Below are 20,506 nucleotides of genomic sequence, written 5' to 3' on the forward strand. Positions count from 1 at the left end.
CCATCAGGCAAAAGACGAGAAATCAACCCCCCGGTTTTCCCCTCGCCTGGCATACCACTCCGCCTCATTTTTCGGAGGCGCCACAAGACTCGACTCAGGCTTTCGTACCAGGGACACAGCCTCGGTCGGACAGGTGGAGATGCACAGACCGCAGCCGATGCACACGTCCTCAAGGACCCGATAAGCCCCATCCGCCTCTTCTATGGCGGAAACCTGGCAGCGTTCATCGGCGCAGAGGCCGCAGCCCACACACGCCTCCTCGTCGATCACCGCCGTGTAATTGCAATGGACGGCGTTGGTCAGCCCCAGCTCGTTTTTGGCCCTCAAAACCCCGCAGCAGCAACCGCAGCAGTTGCAGATGTAAAAATGCCCCTTCTCGAAATTGTTGGTCATGTGGACCAACCCGGCCTCTTCGGACATTTTCAGAACACCGTAGGCCTCCTCCTTTGAAATGGGGCGCAGCTTCAAGGGATGGTTGTCGAAAAAACCGGGAACCGGTGCAATGGAGAGACACACCTCCGTGGGCTTGGTGCAGGGGTTGTCCATGAGCCCTTGTTCTGTCTTACAGATGCACTCGGTTACGGCAAAGGACTTTCCCTTTTCAATAATGGCCGAAACCTGATCAAAGGGAAGGGCCTGGCTGTCGCTGCCCAGCTCCTCTTCCACGGGCACCACATGCATCATGGGGGGATCGTGGGTAAAAAACTGCTCGGCAAAGCAGGTCTCGTATGCCTTGCAGATCTCCGCCAGCTCCCGGTCGAGGCCCTTGAGCTGGAACTCGTAGATCCCGAAGATCCAGGGGGCCATGCGAAAGACATGGACACCGCCGAAATCGATGCCGAAGACCTGGCCTTTCCCCCACATGGTCTTGAGTTTGTCGTCGAGCCCTTCCAGGGGACGACCCGATCGTTCGGCGATCTGCTCGGCGGTTTCGTAGGTCAGACGCAGGTCGCAGAAGATCTCCGCCTCCTCCTCGGTGAAGATCCGCTTAAGAATCTTGATCTCCACCCCGTCGTCCGCGGCCGGAAACCCGTTGGGCAGGGTATCCAGCACCTGTTGCAACCGCCTGTAAATCGTCTCAGCCATACTCTCCTCCCTCAATCTTGTGTTGCCTGTTATCATCTATAACACGGATATTTCATGGGAAAGCAACCACCCAAAGGGGAAACAATATGATTTGGGATGGCTGCAATAAAAGTGTTCGCTATTTTTAAAATGCAAAATGTACATCAGCGTGTGCTGTTTGATTTTTTCACCCTTCACTCGACTCGTGAAGTATCCGGGATAGCGTTGCCGAAGCAGCCTTATTGACACGTGCAGGCGCCTCAGGGCCCGTCACAAACGACCCGTCAGCCCCGTGGGGCGGGCGGCACCACCTCAGGGCCGTTCTCACCGCGAGCCCCCGAATAAAAAGCGTACAGCAGCCCCCGTTTCATGGACTCCCGGGAGCCCTCGTCCAGGACGCCTCCCTGGAGATGCCCGTCGATGACGAGAAGGGAAAACCCATGGACGATGGACCACGCGGAAAGGGCGATGGCGTGCGGGCTCTCCCCCTTAAGGAGCCCCAGTTTCCAGCACTCGGTGATCTCATCGATGAACAGGTGAAAAAAAGGCGTGGACTCCGGCTTCAAGTCCTCGGGCACGGACACCCCCATCCGGGGCGAGACAAACATCACCCGGAAATGGGCGGGGTGGGCAATGGCAAAATCGATGTAGGCCAGACCGCACACCATAAACCGCGCCAGGGGATCGCCCTTGGCCCGTTCCAGCCGAAGCTTGATCTCGGAAAGCATGAGGGCAACCCCCTCCCGGGCCACGGCCACAAGAAGGGCCTCTTTATCCGGAAAATGGCGATAGGGGGCCGAATGGCTCACCCCGGCCCGCTTTGCAATACCGCGAAGGGTCAGCTCGGCAGCCCCCGCCTCTTCAATGGCCTCAAGGGCCACTTCAATGAGCCGGTGCCTGAGGTTCCCGTGATGATAGGTTGCGGTTTCTTCAATGGTATTTTTCATCATGTCGGGTAGCATACACGGCGATGTTGACAGCGTCAACATCAAAGAACCACCCGACATCCCGGGACAATACGGACACCATATCTCTGGCCCATTGACACCGTTCCCCCGTCGGTGTTCAACAAACCACCCGGAGACCGGGCAGCCTGAGAATAAAACCACCCGGCTGGAGACACCCCCCATGCTGCAATGGATGCTTCGACGGCTGTGCCTTTTGGGCCGTCACACCCGACAACCCTTCGAAATACATAAATAAGCCATCTTCAGGCGCCGTCAATGCGGCACCATGAGGGCACGGCGGCACCATGAGTCTCCCAGACTCTAAAGCCCCGGAGCCCAGAAGAAGCTTTGACATTTTCCCGCTTTTTTTTTACTCATTATCTATCCACAAAACATACCACACCACCGTAAACAGCGATACTTCGACAAAACCAACATAACCAACACCTGAGCTACCGACACAATCGGTCAGGAGACACCCCTCCCACCGACGGGGCAACATTCCGAACATGCATCACCCAAATTGACGACGCCCCCCAACGCCTTAGAAAGCCAAGGAGACGCCATGCAATTTATCGATCTCAAAGCCCAGTACGACCAGATTGAAAGGGATGTAAACGAACGAATCCATGCTGTCCTCCAACACGGACAATACATCAACGGACCCGAGGTCCGGGAGCTGGAAAACCGACTTGCAGAGTTTGTCGGCACCGCACACTGCATCGGGGCCGCCAGTGGAACCGGGGCCCTGCTCATGGCCATGATGGCCCTGGGCATCTCAGCCGGAGACGAGGTGATCACCTCCCCCTTCAGCTTTGTCGCCACAGCGGAAACCATCGCCCTGCTGGGGGCCGTGCCCGTGTTCGTGGATATTGAGCCCGACACATGCAACATCGACCCCGGCCTCATCGAAGCCGCAATAACGGATAAAACCAAAGCCATCATGGCCGTCAGCCTCTTCGGGCAATGTGCCGACTTTGATGCCATCAACGCCGTTGCCCGGCGCCACGGCCTTCCAGTCATCGAAGACGCAGCCCAGAGCTTCGGGGCCACCTACAAAGGGAACCCATCCTGCGGCCTCTCCACCATCGGCTGCACATCCTTTTTCCCTTCCAAGCCCCTGGGATGTTACGGAGACGGCGGGGCCTGCTTCACCTCAGACGAGATCCTGGCAACGCGCATGCGGGAAATCCGGGAGCACGGACAGGACCGACGCTACCACCATCCCCGACTGGGCATCAACGGACGGCTGGACAGCATCCAGGCAGCGGTGCTCCTTGCCAAACTGCCCCTGTTTCCGCACGAAATTGAAAAACGCCGGACCATCGGCAGGCAATACACCGAAGCCCTTGCCCATGACCGCATCATCCCTCCGGTGGTCCGACCCCACAACACCTCGGTCTACGCCCAGCTTACCATCCGCGTTGACGACCGAGACGCCCTGCAGGAGGCCCTCAAGCAGCAAGACATCCCCACTGCCGTTTACTATCCCGTCTCCTTGCACCACCAGCCGGTCTTTCTCCGGCCGGACGCCCACCTTCCCGTCAGCGATGAGGTGGCTGCCCATGTCCTCAGCCTGCCCATGCACCCGTATCTCAGCGATGAGCAGATCCGACGCGTGACAACCGCTGTTCTGGAGGCTGTATGAAGGCAGGTGTCATCGGCATGGGAAAACTGGGAAAGGTCCATGCCCGGATCTACGATGAACTGGACGCATTCGAGCTGGTGGGGGTGGCGGACCCGCACCAGCCGAGCCAGGAACACCTCCACGGGTCTGTCTGGACCCGGGATTGCCGAGAGCTCCTGAACCTCGGCGTTGAAGCGGTCACCGTGGCCACCCCAACGGTGAGCCACCACGAGGTGGCGAAATTTTTCCTCGACCACGGGGTCCACTGCCTCATTGAAAAGCCCATCGCCGTCACCATGGATGAAGCCGAAGATCTCCTTAACACCGCGTCACGGAAAAACGCCTTTCTCATGGTGGGCATGGTGGAGCGGTTCAACAAGGCCTACGCCGAGGCCCGCAAAATGATCACCGCCCCCATGTTCATCGAATCCCACCGGCTGGGCCCCTTCCCCAACCGGTCTTTAGACATCAGCGTGGTGCTGGACCTGATGATCCATGACCTGGACATCATCCTCGACCTGGTGGACGACGAGGTGGCCTCGGTGGAAGGGGTGGGCATCAAGGCCCTGACGGACAAGGCGGACATCGCAAACGCCCGAATTCATTTCAAGGGCGGATGCATCGCCAACATCACGGCCTCACGGATATCCGAAGAGCAGATGCGCAGGACCCGGGTCTTTTTCAACCACAATTACATCTCCCTGGACTTTGCAGGCCACACCATCAAGGCGTTCAGAAACGGAGAGAACGGCATCGAAAAAAGGGTCATCTCCATTGAAAAGGAAGAACCCCTGAAACGGGAGATCCTGCATTTTCACGCCGGTATCACAGCGAAACGGCGAGACTACACACTGGCAAAAAATGCGGCCATGGCCCTTGACCTTGCCCTGAAAATCGACGAAGATCTGGCCAACCGTCAGACACAGCTCCGGATCCCGCCACAATAAAATCCAAGGGACTCCGGTCTCCCGATACCCTGAATACAAAGGCAAGGTTGTGAAACTTTTTATCGTTGCAGGAGAACCCTCAGGTGACATGCATGCCACCGAACTGGTTCACGCCCTGAAAAACGCATCACCCGACATCGATGTCTATTCGGCAGGCGGACCCGGCCTGGCCGCCTGCTCCACCCAGGTGGCGGACCTGGCCAGCCACGCGGTCACCGGTTTCTTCGAGGTGATCAGTTACCTGCCCACCCTCATCCGGATCTTCAACCGCATCGCCGATCAAATTGAAGAGATCGACCCCGATGTGGTGATCTTCACCGACTACCCGGACTTCAACTTCCGCATGGCCAAACGGGTGGCCAAACCGGGCCGTAAGCTCGTCTACTTCATCAGCCCCCAGCTCTGGGCCTGGCGCAAAGGCCGCCTCAAGCTGGTGAAACAATACATCGACAAAATGCTGGTGCTCTTTCCCTTTGAGGAGACCTTTTACAGGGACAACGGCGTGGAAGCCGCCTTTGTGGGCAACCCCCTGGTCAACACCATCACGGCCATGAAAAAGGACACAACAGGGAATACAGGGCCCCGGCGCATCCTGCTCCTTCCCGGCTCGCGACGCAAAGAGGTCAAGTCCAACCTGGCCACCATGTGCGAAGCCAAAAAAGGCATTGACGCCCGCATGGACGCCAGCTTCTCCGTGCTTAAGCACCCCAGCCTCGATGCGACCCTCTTCGACAGCGCCCACGAAGCCGGTATCCGGGTGTACGAGGGCAACCCCCACGACGAATTCCAGAACGTGGACCTGGCCATCGCATGCTCCGGCACCGTCACCTTTGAGCTGGCCCTGTCCGGGGTTCCCACCGTGGTGCTCTACCGCATGAACCCCGTCACCTATCATCTGGCCAAGCGCCTGGTGAAAGTAGACGCCATCTCCATCCCCAACCTTATCCTCGGGCACCATGTCTTCCCCGAGCTGATCCAGGACGCCGCCACCCCCGAAGGCATCGCCGACGAGGTGGTTGCCATCCTGAGCGATCCGGACCGCCTGGGGCGCATCCGAAGCGAACTGGGGCGGTTCCGCACCCTGGTCAAAGCCTTTGACGCGGACTACGCCGCACGGGAAATATTCTCCCTGACGGAAAGGCCCTGATTCGGGGTTTAAAAAACACAACGTAACTATTCAGTTCAAAAAAGCCTCCGGCGGCCCTGCCGGGGGCCAAACTTTTAAAAAGTTTGACAAACAGGTCTTAAGTAAGCCTTCCAGGCTACGCCGAAACAATTTCGACATTTTCTGCCTTAGAAGAGTTTTTTGCGGAGCTTTTTTTTAAAAAAGCGACCCGCCGGAGGCATAGCTGAATAGTTACAATCACACAATGGTTCCCCAGAATACCGCTGGGATTTGACCCGAGGAACGAGGGGCAAAGCCCGGCGGCAATTTGCTTTCAAGGTGGCACACCTTGCCGCCGGAGGCTATTTTTTGTGCTTTTATTTTTTTCTTGCAGCACGTTAAGAATAACGAACAGGGGCAACCCGAATCGTTACAAAGCAACAAAAAAAGCCTGTGCAATTGCACAGGCTTTTTTTTATTGATCCTCCGGGATCATGCCATCATAACCCGATGGGCCACCATAGAAGGCGGCTATACGCGCTACTATTTGCTGTAGCAATGCTCGGGCGCGGGAAACTCTCCGCTTTTCACCTCATCGATGAACCCTTTGATGCCTTTTCTGGCCTCATCCCCCAGGTTCGCGTACTTCTTCACAAACTTAGGGATATGGCCGGAGTTGATGCCCAGGGTGTCGTGCATGACGATGATCTGGCCGTCACAGTCGGGACCGGCGCCGATACCGATGGTGGGGATGGAGAGCTTCTCGGTGATTGCCCTGGCGATGTGGCTGGGAATGCCTTCCAGCACCACGGAGAAGGCTCCGGCCTCCTGAACGGCCAGGGCGTCTGCCATAAGTCGGTCTTCGTCACGCTGTACCTTGAATCCACCCATCTGGTGAACGGACTGGGGGGTGAGGCCGATGTGAGCCTGGACGGGGATGCCGGCGTTGGAAATGGCCTTTATCACCTCGCACACCGAGGCCCCGCCTTCGAGCTTCACGGCCGAGCAGTCGGTCTCCTTTAAAAAGCGACCGGCATTTCGCACCGCGTCCTCCACGCTGGTCTGATACGCCATAAAGGGCATATCCCCCACCACCATGGTACGCTTGCAGGCCCGTGAGACAATGCGAGTGTGGTAAATCATCTCGTCCATGGTCACGTGAAGGGTGCTGTTGCCCCCTTGAATGACCATGCCCAGGGAATCCCCCACGAGAATCATGTCCACCCCGGTCTCATCCATGAGGGTGGCAAAGGGAAAATCATAGGCGGTCATGGCCGTGATCTTCTCCCCTTCCTTCTTCTTGTTGTACAACGTTGTGACGGTAACCTTCTTCATGACAATGACACCTTTCCTTATATTATTCCATATTAGAAAAAAGCTTCTTCATTTCAACTTGTTTACCGCAACTCATCTTGCCTTCCGGGCACACCCCGTCCATGAAGCACCCGGGGCCGACCTTGCCGAAGAGCACCGGAGAGATTCCCCGTACGGCAGAAAGCATGCCCACGGCGTAGTTTCGGATCTCCCACTGGGCCCGGTCACAGCAGCGCAGCTTGAGAAAATGGTAGAGCTCCCGGCCGTTCATGGTGGTCACCACGTCCATCACGTTGCCGCTCAGGTACAGATAGACAAGGTCCTCTTCCATGACACCCGCATCGCGGAAGGCCTCGTACAGATCCATGCTCTTTTCGAAGCAGCCCATGTAGATCTCTTTGGCGGCTTCATTTTCGGTGATGGTTTCGGGCATCACACAGGTCCGGCTCTTGCCGAACTCTGTAAAGGAGGGCACCACCAGGGACTGGATACGATGGCGTGCCAGGTGGGTCAGGCAGGACAGGCTCATGTCGTTCAGGCGAAAAGTGACGTTCACCTGCTCAAGCTCTCGCCTGCGCCGATCCGAGGTCACGATGTCGATGATTCCCGCGGTGAGTTCTTCGTCGTCACGCAGCATGCCCAGGGCATCGGACGAGGAGCACCCGGAATGGGAAACAAGGGCGGAGACAGCCACCATGAGGTCGGGCTCTCCAGAGTGGGTCAACAGCTCCACCAGGGCGCTGTCCCCGTCGGCACGCCGCTGGACGCCCTTGTCGGCAACCAGCTCGCAGAGCCTGTTCTCCTTGTCCTCGCGTCCTTTCTCCACCTTGTCAATGTCATCAAACACATCGGGGAGAATCTCTTTGGCCTGGTCCAGGAGGCTTTCACCGATCTGGCGGATCTCGGGGTACGCGGCCCCGCGGCCGTTGAGGCAGGAGTGAAGGATATGAAGCAGCTCACGGGCGTTGACCGTGCAGTAAATATGACTCCTCAGGCAGTAGGGCAGCACGAACCGGGCATCTTCCTTGGGAATACCTGCCTCCAGAAGCTTGTGGTAGTCCTCGAACAGCTCCCTGGACAGTGTCTCGAAGCGTTCGCCAAAGGACGCATCGGCCAGCCCCCCTTTTTTCAAACGAAACTCAGGGGAGAGTCCCCCCATCTCGGAGTAGTCCACGTAACGGCGGGATTTGATCGTGTACGCGGCCAGACGGAACTCAATAAGAAACTGCTCGAAAAAGGCGGAAACGTTTTCAAAGGCGATGTTGAAAACGGCGTGCTCCGTGATGGTCACATGACCCAGGGCCACGACCCGTTTGATCAGCTGGCCGATGTTGCTCTGATCCGTATTCTCATAGATCTCGGTGGCCGCCCCTTTGGTGGATGAAATACGCGCCGCAGAAGCGCATATACGTTCAGGTTCCGGTGTAAAGGCAAGTATGACTGCTCTTGCTTTTTCCATATGGATGATCTGCTCCTCAATGGTTGATGATAAATGAAGGATGTCTATTTCCCATATAATAAAGAGGGAAGGCAGGGCAAGAGCTAAAAAAGCGGGGCGCTGTCAACGCCCCGCTTTCACTGATCGATATGAATTAGACGTTCCCCGTGAGCTCCCGGTTTACTTCCAAAAAACCGGAGTTCCCGGCATGGGAGCACGCAGGCGCCCGACCTCAGGCAAGGTCGGCCAGCACCCTCTCCATGACCCCTCCCACGGCCTTTGCCGATGCAGAGTCATCGCCAAGCTCCATCATGGACCGCTTCTCCATGTCCAAAACCGCCAGTTCCGGATCGTCCGGGACGGTGCCCACAATCTGAACCCCGATCTCCTTGACTTCGGCAAGAAACGTTCCGTTGAGGTTTTCCGGGGCCCGGGTCACCACAAGGCCCTTGTGCCTGACGTCGAGTTTGAGGTCGTCGAGCATGTCGTGGATTCTCTTGACCGCCCGCAGGCCACGCAATGAGTAATCCGTGATAAGCAGCAGATAGTCCACCCGGCCGCTGGTGCGCCGGCTCAGGTGCTCCATGCCCGCTTCGTTGTCCACCACCAGGTATTTGTAGGTTCTGGCCAGCTCTTCGGTGAACCGGTTCAGGATATTGTTCACCATGCAGTAGCACCCCTGGCCCTCCTGGCGTCCCATGACGAGGAGGTCAAAATCCCTGCGCTCGATGATGACCTGGTTCATGAGGAGCTCAAGATAATTGACCTTGTCCATGCCCGAGGGAACCCCTTGCGGGTCCTTCATGAACCCTTCACGGATATCCCCGACGGTCTTTTCCACCTCGATCCCCAGGGTCTCCCCGAGGTTGCTGTTCGGGTCAGCGTCCACGGCCAGTACCGGTGAGACACCGCTTGCCGCAAGGTACCGTACCACCTGGGATGCCGTGGTGGTCTTTCCGGTACCGCCCTTGCCTGCTACTGCAATTACTTTTCCCATGGTCGTCCTCAATCAGGGTCAAAAATTATGACGTGATAAACAATCCTATACCGCCTGCGGTGCGTTCATGGTGCGGTCGCCGCAGCACCCCGCATCATAACACATTCTCCTCACGGCGTATCCACCGCCCCCTGCTTTTCAGAGAGCCTCGCCTTCAGGCGGGGAAACAGGTTCAGGTCGGTATGGGGCAAAAAAAGGGCCGCGATGTAGTGATCCATGTAGGATGGGGTCTCGGAGAGCTCGAAGTTGGTCATCATGCGCACCACCTGGACCACATCCTGGCGCAGGGTGTTGGTCAGGGCACTCATCTTCGCCCCCATGAGGGACCCGTTGCCGATGAAGGTCACCTTGGCAGGATCGATCTCGGGAAGGAAGCCGATGGTAAAGGCGCGCTGCAGGTCGATGTAGCTGCCGAACCCGCCGGCAAGGATAATCTCCTCGATCTCGGAAATGGAGAGTCCCACCTCGTTGAGCAGGGTCTCGCACCCGCTGTAGACGGCCCCCTTGGCACGGATGAGGTTGTCGATATCCGGCTCGGTCAAGGTGATGTCCCGCCCGATGTCCGTCTGGTCCGCCCAGACCAGGACATACTCCGTGATGCCTTCGCTTTCCCGCAGCCTCGGGTTGGCCTGATCCGTATTGAACTTGCCGCGGCTGTCGATGATGCGGTTTTCAAAAAGAACGGCAACGGTGGTGATGAGACCCGACCCACAGATCCCGCGGGGCCTGGCGCCCCCCACGGTCCGCAGCATGGGCTCCCAGCTCACCGGGTCGAGGGAAAAATCCTCGATGGCCCCCGGGGCTGCACGCATGCCGAACTTGATGCCTCCGCCCTCAAAGGCGGGGCCTGCGGAACAGGCGGTGCAGGCCAGCCACTCCTTGTTGCCCACCACGATCTCGGCGTTGGTGCCGATGTCGATAAAAAGGGTCAGCTTGTCGCTCCGGTAGAGGCCGCTGCCCATGACGCCTGCCACAATGTCTCCCCCCACATAACTGGAGATGAGCGGGTAAATAAGGGCCGTGGTGTGTTCGGCAAGGGTGATGCCCAGGCTTTGGGCCAGAAGCGGGGGATAGACGTTGGCCGCAGGCACGTACGGCGCCCGTCGGATGTTGCGGGGATCCACGCCCAAAAGGAGCTGGGTCATGGTGGTGTTGCCTGCGATGGCCACGGTGGACACCTCTTCCACATCCACCCCGCTGCGGGACAAAAGGCGCCCCACGATCTCGTTGATTGTCTCCACCACCACCTGGCGGAGCCGCTCCAGCCCCCCTTCCTTTTCCGCATAGATGATCCGGGAGATCACGTCCTCCCCATAGCTCACCTGGCCGTTGACCTTGCCGCACTGCTCCAGCACCGCGGCATCCTTCAGGTTGAAGAGCTGGCCGTAGATGGTGGTGGTGCCGATATCCAGGGCGATGGCATAGTTCCAGTCGGTGCGGTCACCGGACTGGATATTGACGATACGGGACTTGTTGCCGCTTTTCACCGGCCGTTCCAGGGTCACCGTGGCCTTGAACTCCCCGTCCCGGAGCACCTTGGGCATCTTTCGGATCACCGAGAGATCAATGTCCAGCCCCCCTTCCCCCCGGACGGTTTTCAGGTACTGAAAAAGGCGGGTCACATCGGCGCTGTGATCCGATGCATCGGGAACGGGGAGCTCCACAAAGATCTTCTCCATGGGAGGAATAAAGAGCCCCTCTTCCTTCAGCGCTTCAAAATCCATCTTGCGGATATGGGCCGTTGCCCGGGGCGTTGCCTGGGGCAACTCACCGCCCAGAAGGGCCGAGGATTCCATGGGCACACGAACGGTCAGGTGATCCCTGACCTCGGTCATACAGGCGAGTCGCCAGCCCCCGTCGTAATCGTCCTGGGTCAATTTGTCGGTTTGTTCGCAAGCCGACACCCCCTCCTCCACCACCACGCGGCATTTGCCGCAGACACCGCCCCCGCCGCAGGAGGCGTTGATGTGCACGCCTGCTTCCATGGCGGCTGCCAGAAGAGACTCTCCGGCCGCGACTTCGATGGAGACATCATGGGGAATGAACTGCACCGTAAATTTTTCCATACTCTCTCCCGATTGGGTTATCACCAGATCCGTTCCAACGGGTCGGCGCGATACAATTGCGATACGATAGAGGCGGGACATGAAACGGTGACGCGAAAGCTATCTTAACCCACGCACGTTAAGTAATCCAGCTTTTGCTCCTTAAAGACAAAAAAAGGCCGGCAAGCCGGCCTTTTTTTATCATCTATAGCGTGTCAAACCTGATCGAGGGATCCTAGAAAATACCCTGGACCTTACCGGTCTCCACATCCACATCCACCCGACGGAAGGAGGGGTTGGAGCCGGTGCCGGGCATCAGGCTGATGGTACCGGCCACGGGCACGATGAACCCGGCGCCGCCGTAGGTCAATACCTCACGGATCTGGAGCCGCCAACCCGTGGGCACCCCTTTGAGGGCCGGGTTATCGGAGAGGGAAAGGTGGGTCTTGACCATGCAGAGCCCCAGCTTGGCAAGCTCGGGGTCGGCCTGGATGCGCGCCAAAGAAGCCGCTGCATCGGCGGAGAAGTCCACGCCGTCGGCACCGTAGACCTCGGTGGCGATGAGCTCGATACGCTCCTTGACCGGCATGTCCAGATCGTAGAGGAATTTGAAATCCGTGGGCTCGTCACACGCAGCGATAACGGCGTCTGCCAGCTCCAGGGCGCCGTCACCGCCCTTCTCCCAGTGCTCGGAGATGGCGAACTTGGCCCCTTCGGCCTCCACCAGCTCACGGACCTTCTCACACTCGGCCTTGGTGTCGGTGACAAAGGCGTTGAGGCAGACCACGGGGCTGATACCGGCTTTGCGGACGTTGCGGATGTGATGGATAAGGTTGGCACATCCCTTCTCGACCCACTCCACGCTCTCTTCGCTGTACTCCTTGGGCATGGCCTTGCCGGGGACGGGAACCGGGGCGCCGCCGTGGCACTTGAGGGCCCGGATGGTGGCCACGACAACGGCTGCGTCGGGAACCAGGCCGCTGTAACGGCACTTCAGGTTCCAGAACTTTTCAAAGCCGATGTCGGCGCCGAAGCCCGACTCGGTGACGTGGAAATCGGCAAGCTTGAGGCCAACCTGGTCGGCGATGATGGAGCTCTGGCCGATGGCGATGTTGGCAAAGGGGCCGGCGTGGACAATAACGGGCTGGCCTTCCAGGGTCTGCATGAGGTTGGGGTTCAGGGCGTCCACCATCCAGGCTGTCATGGCACCGGCCACTTCCAGGTCCTCGGTGGTAACGGGCTTGCCCTTCTTGTCGTAGGCCACAACGATCTTGCCCATGCGGTCACGCATGTCCTTGAGGCTGGTGGCAACCGACAGGATCGCCATGACCTCGGAGGAGACGGCAATGCCGAACTTGGATCGCATCATGAACCCGTCGCGCTTGCCGTTGACCCCGTCCATGCCGATGACGATGTTACGCAGGGACTGGCAGCAGTAATCGATGACCCAGCCCATCTCCACGTTGGTGGGATCCACGTCGAGGCGAGGCATCTTGGTGAGGCGATCGAGCTGCTCGTCGGTGTAGTTGCGCTCATGCTGCATGCGGGAAGTCAGAGCCACCATGGCCAGGTTGTGGGCGTTCATGATGGCGTTGATGTCGCCGGTGAAGCCCAGGGAAAAAGGAGTCAGGGGAATGCACTGGGCCAGACCGCCGCCGGCGGCAGAGCCCTTGATGTTCATGGTGGGACCGCCGGAAGGCTGGCGGATGGCTGCGGACACGCGCTTGCCGCGTTTGCCGAGGCCCTGGACAAGGCCCATGGTGGAGGTGGATTTGCCCTCGCCAAGGGGCGTGGGAGTGATGGCGGTTACATCGACGTACTTGCCGTTGGGCTTGTCCTTCAGGCGTTCAAGAACCTTGCGATAGTCAATCTTGCCGATGTAGTGGCCCTGGGGCAGCAGTTCTTCCTTGGTCAGCCCGAACTCTTCCGCAATCTCATAAATGGTTTTCATGGATTTCTCAGAATCCTGAGCAATTTCCCAATCAGCGTGCTTCTTTGGATCTAAAGCCATTCATTACTCCTTTCAAGAATTGGCCCACAGAAAGAGCCGGTAGCATGGTGATGAAAACAAATTCCTGGTCTGTACGTCCCACATAATCAGTGCCTGCACGTGTACCATAAGAAAAGCATCCACCCGCAGGAATTATCCGGTTGTTCAGAATTGCTTGGCGCACATACGCCCGGCCCGAAATCTTTCCGGGCCACATTGCATCGCGCCGTCGTGTTCGGCCCCTGGTGCGAACACAACAACGCCGAGGCAGGTCCCTCGTGTTTGTTTTCACTACTTCCTGGCAGCTCTTCTTTGCATTCCCCCGGAAGAAACCACCATCATGTCGTATAACGTCTGCATTGATCGTAAACACCGTTCCAAACGCCATACCAACAAAACGGATTGCCTTCTATCCTTTGTTTATTATTCGGAACTATCTCTCAATACCCCATACCAGTCAAGCACTTTTTGGGCTTAATTAGTATTTTTAATGTTACTCATCAATGCCAGTTGTCATCCATTGACCGCCACTGAACGAATATCCCTAAAAGGCCCGCACTTATGTGGTTCGCGGCATGGACTCGACCCCGAACAATCAGGGTGGAACACCTTCAATATTTAACTGCCGTCCACTGTCAAAAATCATATATTACTTCTCAAAGATCATCCCGGGAAAAATAATTCGAATCATATGATATTTAATATTGACAGCACCCAAGGCAGTTGTTAGAAATTTCATGGTTTAGCTATCCTTATAGAAGAAAGAATCACAACTCAGAATTATATTTATAGAAGAGTAAACGCCGTGCCCAGCACGATCTCTTAACACGCTCTCTTGCGTTACCTTCCACCTCCGCTCTTTAAAAACTTCAGGTTTCTCCTCGAAACGCCCTAAAGGATCGTCACAATCCGCCGGGCGGGATCGACACGAATAAACAAATGGACGCCTTCATCCATATAATTAGTCAACGACAAGGAGGTAACATTGGGTTTCGAAATCATTAAAGAGTCCTATGCAGGAAGCATCAAGGAAATTGCCATCGGAGCGGGCGACAACGCCATATCCGTCGGCGGTGCCTCATGCTACCCTTTCTATCAGTTCGAAGGGGACATGCCGCACAAACCCAAAATCGCCATGGAAGTCTGGGACATGGCACCTGAAGACTGGCCCGAAGCCTGCCTGGCTCCGTTCAAGGATGTCGTAGGCGATCCTGCGGCCTGGGCAAAACTCTGCGTGGAGTCATTCGGCGCAGAACTCATCGTACTGCAACTCAAAAGCATTGATCCCAACGACAAGGACGCCAGCCCCGAGGAAGCTGCCGCCACAGTAAAAAAGGTAGCCTCGGCCATCGACGTCCCCCTGATTGTCTGGGGCTGTTCGAACCCGGGCAAAGACGAAGAGGTCCTCAAAGCCGTCTCGGAAGAGTGTCAGGAATTTCAGCTCACCCTGGGCCCGGTTGAAGACGCCAACCACAAAGGCATCGGTGCCTCGGCCATGGGCTACGGCCACGCCCTGATCTCCTCATCCCCCATCGACGTTAACCTGGCCAAACAGGTCAACATCCTTCTGGAAAACCTGGGCATGCCCATGGACAGGGTCATTGTCGACCCCACCACCGGCGGCCTGGGCTACGGCATGGAGTACTCCTACTCCGTCATGGAGCGCCTGCGCATGGCAGCCATGCAGCAGGGCGACGACAAGCTCCAGTTCCCCATCATCAACAACCTCGGCAACGAAATCTGGAAGTGCAAGGAAGCAAAGCAGAGCGTTGAAGAGGCCCCCATCCTCGGCGACCCGGAAAAACGCGGCATCCTCATGGAAGCTGTCTGCGCCGTTTCCTACCTTGTCGCCGGCGGCGACATCCTCATCATGCGCCACCCTGAATCCGTCCGGCTCGTCCGCTCCTTCATCGACCTGATGATCGAGGGAGGCATGGCCACCGACGTGGCAGCCATCACCAAGCAGCTTGACGACGTGAATGTCGATTTCGCAAGCCTGGCCCCCGCACCGGACACCGCCATCGCAGAAGAGAAAAAAGCAGCACCCCAACCCGCCAAAAAAGAGGCACCCAAAGCCGCAGCAGCAGCTCCGGCCGCACCTGCCGCTCCCAAGGCGGAAGCCAAGCCGGCCCCTGCCCCGACCACCCCCGAGCCCGCCAAGGCTGAAGAGCCTAAGGTAGACCCCGAAGCCCAGGCCAAGGCAGAAGCAGAGGCCAAAGCCAAGGCGGAAGCCGAAGCCAAGGCCAAAGCAGAGGCGGATGCAAAGGCCAAGGCAGAAGCCGAAGCCAAGGCAAAGGCAGATGCGGAAGCCAAAGCAAAAGCCGAAGCAGAGGCCAAAAAACAGGCTGAAATCGATGCCAAGGCCAAGCGGGAAGAGGCCGAAGAAGCCATCCGTGCAGAGCGGGCCCAGGCCCGAGCTGAAATGGCCAAGACCCGTGGAACCCAGCCTGAAGCCCTGAAGACACTCACCGCGGCAGCAGAACAAAAGAGCCAGCTGGACAAGCTCATCGATCGTCTCAACATGATCCACCGTCGCGTCGCGTAAGCCTTAAGGTACGTTCATTCACGAAGCCGCATCGAAGCGAGCTTTGAGTGCAAGGCAAAGGATGACCCTACAACAAGAGGAGGAACCTCTGATGGCAGACGAAAAAAAAGCAAAGGCAATGAAGCTGGCGGATCCGCTCAATGCCTCTATAGATCCAGCGACTCAGCAAATGATCAGACGTGCCCAGGAACTCGGCGTGGAAACCGTGTTTGACCGGGCTGAAAACATGAAGCCCTGCAACATCGGTATCCAGGGTATCTGCTGTAAAAACTGTGCCATGGGTCCCTGCCGCCTCCCCCTTCCCAAGGGCGGCATCGAAGGTGAAGACACACGAAAAGGCCTCTGCGGGGCCACTGCCAACACCATCGCGGCGCGTAACTTTGCCCGCATGGTCGCCGGCGGCGCTTCCGCCCACTCCGACCACGGACGCGGCGTGGCCGAAGTATTCCTCTCCGTTGCGAGAAAAGAGACCGAAGACTACGAGATCAAGGATTACCACAAGCTTCTTGCCATCGCTCCTCACTTTGACGTGGACACCACCGTCACCGTGGACGGCGAAGTCAAAGACCGCGACATGGACGAGATCGCCCTGGAAGTGGCTGAAAAGGCCATGAACGAGTGGGGCAAGCCCGACAGCGAATGCCTTTACATCAAGCGTGCTCCCGAGGCCACCTACAACCGCTGGAAAGAGCTCGGCGTCCTTCCCCGAAACGTCGACCGCGAGATCGTCGAGATCATGCACCGCACCCACATGGGCGTGGACCAGGACTACAAAAACCTCATCAAGCAATCCACCCGTGCGGCCCTGGCCGACGGCTGGGTCGGCTCCATGATCGCCACGGACCTCCAGGACGTCATGTTCGGCACCCCCAGCCCCGTGCAGTCTGAGGTCAACCTGGGCATCATGAAGGCAGACCACGTCAACCTGGTCGTTCACGGCCATGAGCCCATTCTCTCGGAAATGATCGTGGCCGCGAGCCAGTCCAAGGAGATGATGGATTACGCAGCGGAAAAAGGTGCCAAGGGCATCCAGCTCGGCGGTATCTGCTGTACGGCCAACGAACTGGCCCAGCGCCACGGCGTGCCCATCGTGGGGACCTTCCTGCAACAGGAGCTTGCCATCATCACCGGCGCCTGCGACGCCATGGTCGTGGACGTTCAGTGTATCTTCCAGAACCTGGCCAACGTAGCCAAGTGCTTCCACACCAAGCTCATCACCACCCACCCCATCGCCCGCATGGAGCAGAACAACGTCATCCACATCGAGTTCGACGAGCACCATGCCATGGAAGACGCCAAGCGCATCGTCAAGATGGCTATCGACAACTTCGAAAACCGCAAGGCCGAAGTGATGATTCCCGTACAGAAAGAGACCCAGGTGGTCGGTTTCGGCGTGGAATCCATCGAGTACCACCTGGGCGGCTCCTTCAGGGGTTCTTACTACACCCTGAACGACAACATCATCAACGGCCGCATCCGGGGCATCGCAGGGGTCGTGGGCTGTAACAACGCGCGGACCAAGCACAACAACGACCACATCACCGTCATCAAAGAGCTTATCAAAAACGACGTCATCGTCCTCACCACCGGCTGCAGCGCCATCGCAGCGGGCATGGCCGGCCTTCTCAGCCCCGAGTGCGCCGCCGTCCATTGCGGCCCCGGCCTTGCCGAGGTCTGTGAAACCGTGGGGATTCCCCCTGTCCTCCACCTGGGATCCTGCGTGGACAACTCCCGAATCCTCCTGGCCGCCACTGAAGTGGTCAAGGCCGGCGGACTCGGCAAAGAGATCAAGGACCTTCCCGTGGCCGGCAGCGCCCCGGAGTGGATGAGCGAGAAAGCCATCTCCATCGGCCACTACTTCGTAACCTCCGGTGTCTACACGGTCTTCGGCGTTACCCTGCCCGTGGACGGCGCCCCTGCCTTCAAGGACCATCTCTACACCGACCTGGAAGGTCTCTACGGCGGCATGTGGGACTGCGAGCCCGATCCTGTCAAACACGCCCAGAAGATGATCGCCCACATCGACAAAAAGCGCCAGGAGCTGGGTATCGACAAGGCAAGAGAACGTGTCCTCATGGATATGGCCGCCCGTCAGGCCATCGACGGATAGCGGGTCGGCGGCCCGGTCCGGCCGCCATCCACATGCTTGATCATCAACCTTTAAGAATATCCTCAACGAAGGAGGAAGAGCATGTCCAAATTAGTCGCATTCGCCGCCATACAGGGTGGTTATAAAGTGGTCTCCCAGGTGGAAGGTGAGTACAAGAAAGCCCTTGATACATTTGACGCGAGCACCAAGGTAAGCTTCGGCAACACCGCCTATTACCTGCCGGTCATCTACTCCCTTCTGGGCATCAAGGTAGAGACCCTGGAAGATATGAAAAAACCGCTGGACTTTGCCCGCGGCCTTCTCCCCCCCCACGTCAAGGGCAAGAACCACCTGCCCTACCTGGGGCCCCTGCTCGACGCCGGCATGGCAGCCATCTTCGCCTATGAAATCAAGGAAGCCCTGCGCATCCTGAACGAGCCCGACTTCTACTCCTTTACGGAAGACCCGGACGTGGAAGCAGGCAGCATCTGGCTCGGCCCCGCCGACGACACCATCCTGCGAAAGCGCGGCGTGGAGTTCGTGGACGGCAGCGCCCCTGGCTTTGCCGCCATCGTTGGCGCCGCACCCAACGCTGAAATCGCCAAGGACATCGTGGAAGACTACCAGAAGAAGAGCCTCTACATCTTCTGCGCGGCCAACCACAACAACACCAGCGTCATCCAGCAGCTCGTGGAGCAGGATGTGCAGGTGGGCTGGAACACCCGTATCGTACCCTTCGGCCCGGACATCTCGTCCGCCGTCTTCGCCCTTGGTTTTGCCAACCGTGCGGCCATGGCCTTCGGCGGCGTTCAGCCCGGGGATCACCGCAAGATGCTCATGTACAACAAAGAGCGTATCTTCGCCTTTGTCAACGCCCTGGGCGATGTGGGCACCGAGTGGGGCGTGGCAGCGGCAGGCTGCGTCAACTGGGGTTTCCCCACCCTTGCCGACACCGACATCCCCGAGATCCTGCCCACGGGTATCTGTACCTACGAGCACGTGGTGGCCAACGTCCCCCACGAGGAGATCTGCCAGAGGTCCGTGGAAGTGCGCGGTCTCAAGGTCACCGTTTCCGACATCAATATCCCCTGCTCCTTCGGCCCCGCCTACGAAGGCGAGCGTGTCCGGGGCGCCGACCTGCACAGCCAGATGGGCGGCGGCAAGACCCAGTGCACCGAGCTGGTGAAGCGCGCGGAGATGAACGAGATCGAAGACGGCAAGGTCATCGTGGTGGGCAAGGACATCCCCGACCTTTCCGAAGGGGACACTCTGGACCTGGGCATCTTTATCCAGATCGCCGGCCGTGAGTTCCAGGAAGACTTTGAGCCCATCATGGAACGTCAGATCCACCACCTGGTCAACTACATCCAGGGCATCATGCACATCGGCCAGCGCGACATCTCCTGGGTCCGCGTCAGCAAGTCCGCCGTGGACAAGGGCTTTACCCTGAAGGACATCGGTGTGGTCCTCCACGCCAAGTTCCATCAGGAGTTCCAGAAGATCGTCGACAAGGTCCAGGTGACCCTTTACACAGGCAAAGAAGACGTGGCCAAGCTCACGGCAACGGCCCGTGCCGAGTACAAGACCCGTGACGAGCGTGTGGACAAAATGACGGACGAGGACGTGGAGATCTTTTACTCCTGCTCCCTCTGCCAGTCCTTTGCTCCCAACCACGTCTGCACGGTGAGCCCCGAGCGTACCGGCCTGTGCGGCGCTTACAACTGGATGGACTGCCGGGCAGCCTTTGAGATCAACCCCACCGGCCCCAACCAGCCCATCGAAAAGGGCGAGTGCCTCGACCCGGTCCTCGGTCAGTGGAAAGGTGTCAACGAGTTTGTTGAAAAAGCCTCCCGCGGTGCCGTCACCCACTACAACTTCTACTCCATGGTCATCGACCCTATGACCACCTGCGGTTGCTGTGAGTGTATCGCGGCCATGCTCCCCAGTTGCAACGGTGTCATGACCGTCAACCGGGAATTTGCCGGAGACACCCCCTCGGGCATGAAGTTCACCACCCTTGCAGGCGTCATGGGCGGCGGGGCTTCCTCCCCGGGCTTTGTGGGCCACTCCAAGTACAACATCACCCAGAGAAAGTTCATCAAGGGCGACGGCGGACTGCTCCGCATGGTCTGGATGCCCAAGATGCTGAAAGAAGAGATTAAGGATCGCCTTGATAAGTACGGTGAAGAAAACGGCTATCCCGATTTCTACAACATGATCGCCGATGAAACGGTGGGCACCACCGAAGAGGAAATTCTGCCCTTCCTCGAGGAAAAAGGTCACCCCGCCATGTCCATGGACCCGCTCATCGGATAATGCCACGGCCTCCGGGCGGCCGCCCTGCCGCCCGGAGGCCATGCTGTCCGACATTGCTATCGAGTGTCATCCAGAAAGGAC

13 protein-coding genes are annotated in these 20,506 nt (G+C 58.2%); 6 read left to right on the forward strand and 7 right to left on the reverse strand.

Going from position 1 to position 20,506, the window contains the following annotated elements; genetic code table 11:
• Nucleotides 1-3: 3 nt before the first annotated feature.
• Nucleotides 4-1,086, reverse strand: coding sequence for a 4Fe-4S dicluster-binding protein (locus MSL71_RS14315; protein WP_180141499.1), 1,083 nt, complete (start codon nt 1,084-1,086; stop codon nt 4-6).
• A 263-nt stretch (nt 1,087-1,349) separates the two neighbouring features.
• A complete protein-coding gene (locus MSL71_RS14320; protein ID WP_180141501.1) occupies nt 1,350-2,015 on the reverse strand; it encodes a TetR/AcrR family transcriptional regulator in 666 nt (221 codons plus the stop codon).
• Nucleotides 2,016-2,577: 562 nt separating this feature from the next.
• Between MSL71_RS14320 and MSL71_RS14325 the strand changes: the two genes are divergently transcribed.
• Genes MSL71_RS14325 through lpxB form a run of 3 tightly spaced genes read left to right on the forward strand, consistent with a single transcriptional unit; the run spans nt 2,578 to nt 5,733 of the window.
• The gene (locus tag MSL71_RS14325) at nt 2,578-3,660 is read left to right on the forward strand and encodes a DegT/DnrJ/EryC1/StrS family aminotransferase (RefSeq protein WP_180141503.1); all 1,083 of its coding nucleotides are present in this window, start codon (nt 2,578-2,580) and stop codon (nt 3,658-3,660) included.
• Nucleotides 3,657-4,586 (forward strand): Gfo/Idh/MocA family protein, encoded by a 930-nt coding sequence (locus MSL71_RS14330; RefSeq protein WP_180141505.1) that lies wholly within the window; start codon nt 3,657-3,659, stop codon nt 4,584-4,586. The genes MSL71_RS14325 and MSL71_RS14330 overlap by 4 nt, the downstream gene beginning before the upstream one ends.
• A 49-nt stretch (nt 4,587-4,635) precedes the next feature.
• A complete protein-coding gene (gene lpxB, locus MSL71_RS14335) occupies nt 4,636-5,733 on the forward strand; it encodes a lipid-A-disaccharide synthase (protein WP_281374510.1) in 1,098 nt (365 codons plus the stop codon).
• A gap of 501 nt (nt 5,734-6,234) precedes the next feature.
• On the opposite strand, the gene panB is transcribed toward lpxB, so the two are convergent.
• The 5 genes from panB to MSL71_RS14360 form a co-directional block, all read right to left on the reverse strand.
• The gene (gene panB, locus MSL71_RS14340; protein ID WP_180141509.1) at nt 6,235-7,026 is read right to left on the reverse strand and encodes a 3-methyl-2-oxobutanoate hydroxymethyltransferase; all 792 of its coding nucleotides are present in this window, start codon (nt 7,024-7,026) and stop codon (nt 6,235-6,237) included.
• 22 nt (nt 7,027-7,048) lie between these two features.
• Nucleotides 7,049-8,464 carry an FAD-dependent thymidylate synthase gene (thyX, locus tag MSL71_RS14345; protein ID WP_180141511.1) on the reverse strand — a complete coding sequence of 472 codons (1,416 nt, stop codon included), beginning with the start codon at nt 8,462-8,464 and terminating at the stop codon, nt 7,049-7,051.
• A gap of 211 nt (nt 8,465-8,675) precedes the next feature.
• Nucleotides 8,676-9,440 (reverse strand): ATP-binding protein, encoded by a 765-nt coding sequence (locus MSL71_RS14350; RefSeq protein ID WP_180141513.1) that lies wholly within the window; start codon nt 9,438-9,440, stop codon nt 8,676-8,678.
• 110 nt (nt 9,441-9,550) lie between these two features.
• Nucleotides 9,551-11,506: an ASKHA domain-containing protein gene (locus MSL71_RS14355; RefSeq protein WP_180141515.1), complete on the reverse strand. Its 1,956-nt coding sequence runs from the start codon at nt 11,504-11,506 to the stop codon at nt 9,551-9,553.
• Between the two features lie 214 nt (nt 11,507-11,720).
• Nucleotides 11,721-13,496, reverse strand: a complete 1,776-nt coding sequence (locus MSL71_RS14360) for a formate--tetrahydrofolate ligase (protein WP_180141517.1) — start codon at nt 13,494-13,496, stop codon at nt 11,721-11,723.
• A gap of 964 nt (nt 13,497-14,460) precedes the next feature.
• On the opposite strand from MSL71_RS14360, the gene MSL71_RS14365 reads away from it, so the two are divergent.
• The 3 genes from MSL71_RS14365 (at nt 14,461) to acsB (ending at nt 20,425) form a co-directional block, all read left to right on the forward strand.
• Nucleotides 14,461-16,020 carry an acetyl-CoA decarbonylase/synthase complex subunit delta gene (locus MSL71_RS14365; RefSeq protein ID WP_180141519.1) on the forward strand — a complete coding sequence of 520 codons (1,560 nt, stop codon included), beginning with the start codon at nt 14,461-14,463 and terminating at the stop codon, nt 16,018-16,020.
• A gap of 91 nt (nt 16,021-16,111) precedes the next feature.
• Nucleotides 16,112-18,130, forward strand: a complete 2,019-nt coding sequence (gene cooS, locus MSL71_RS14370) for an anaerobic carbon-monoxide dehydrogenase catalytic subunit (RefSeq protein WP_180141521.1) — start codon at nt 16,112-16,114, stop codon at nt 18,128-18,130.
• An 81-nt stretch (nt 18,131-18,211) separates the two neighbouring features.
• On the forward strand, nt 18,212-20,425 hold the full coding sequence (acsB, locus tag MSL71_RS14375; RefSeq protein WP_180141523.1) for an acetyl-CoA decarbonylase/synthase complex subunit alpha/beta: 2,214 nt from the start codon (nt 18,212-18,214) through the stop codon (nt 20,423-20,425).
• The last annotated feature ends 81 nt before the right edge of the window (nt 20,426-20,506 follow it).

This window comes from Desulfoluna butyratoxydans (assembly GCF_900699765.1).
Classification (GTDB): Bacteria; Desulfobacterota; Desulfobacteria; order Desulfobacterales; family Desulfolunaceae; genus Desulfoluna; species Desulfoluna butyratoxydans.

Coding starts and splice junctions, on each gene's coding strand:
- MSL71_RS14315 (WP_180141499.1), bottom strand. CDS start 1,086: ATGGCTGAGACGATTTACAGGCGGTTGCAACAGGTGCTGGATACCCTG.
- MSL71_RS14320 (WP_180141501.1), bottom strand. CDS start 2,015: ATGATGAAAAATACCATTGAAGAAACCGCAACCTATCATCACGGGAAC.
- MSL71_RS14325 (WP_180141503.1), top strand. CDS start 2,578: ATGCAATTTATCGATCTCAAAGCCCAGTACGACCAGATTGAAAGGGAT.
- MSL71_RS14330 (WP_180141505.1), top strand. CDS start 3,657: ATGAAGGCAGGTGTCATCGGCATGGGAAAACTGGGAAAGGTCCATGCC.
- panB (WP_180141509.1), bottom strand. CDS start 7,026: ATGAAGAAGGTTACCGTCACAACGTTGTACAACAAGAAGAAGGAAGGG.
- thyX (WP_180141511.1), bottom strand. CDS start 8,464: ATGGAAAAAGCAAGAGCAGTCATACTTGCCTTTACACCGGAACCTGAA.
- MSL71_RS14350 (WP_180141513.1), bottom strand. CDS start 9,440: ATGGGAAAAGTAATTGCAGTAGCAGGCAAGGGCGGTACCGGAAAGACC.
- MSL71_RS14355 (WP_180141515.1), bottom strand. CDS start 11,506: ATGGAAAAATTTACGGTGCAGTTCATTCCCCATGATGTCTCCATCGAA.
- MSL71_RS14360 (WP_180141517.1), bottom strand. CDS start 13,496: ATGGCTTTAGATCCAAAGAAGCACGCTGATTGGGAAATTGCTCAGGAT.
- cooS (WP_180141521.1), top strand. CDS start 16,112: ATGGCAGACGAAAAAAAAGCAAAGGCAATGAAGCTGGCGGATCCGCTC.
- acsB (WP_180141523.1), top strand. CDS start 18,212: ATGTCCAAATTAGTCGCATTCGCCGCCATACAGGGTGGTTATAAAGTG.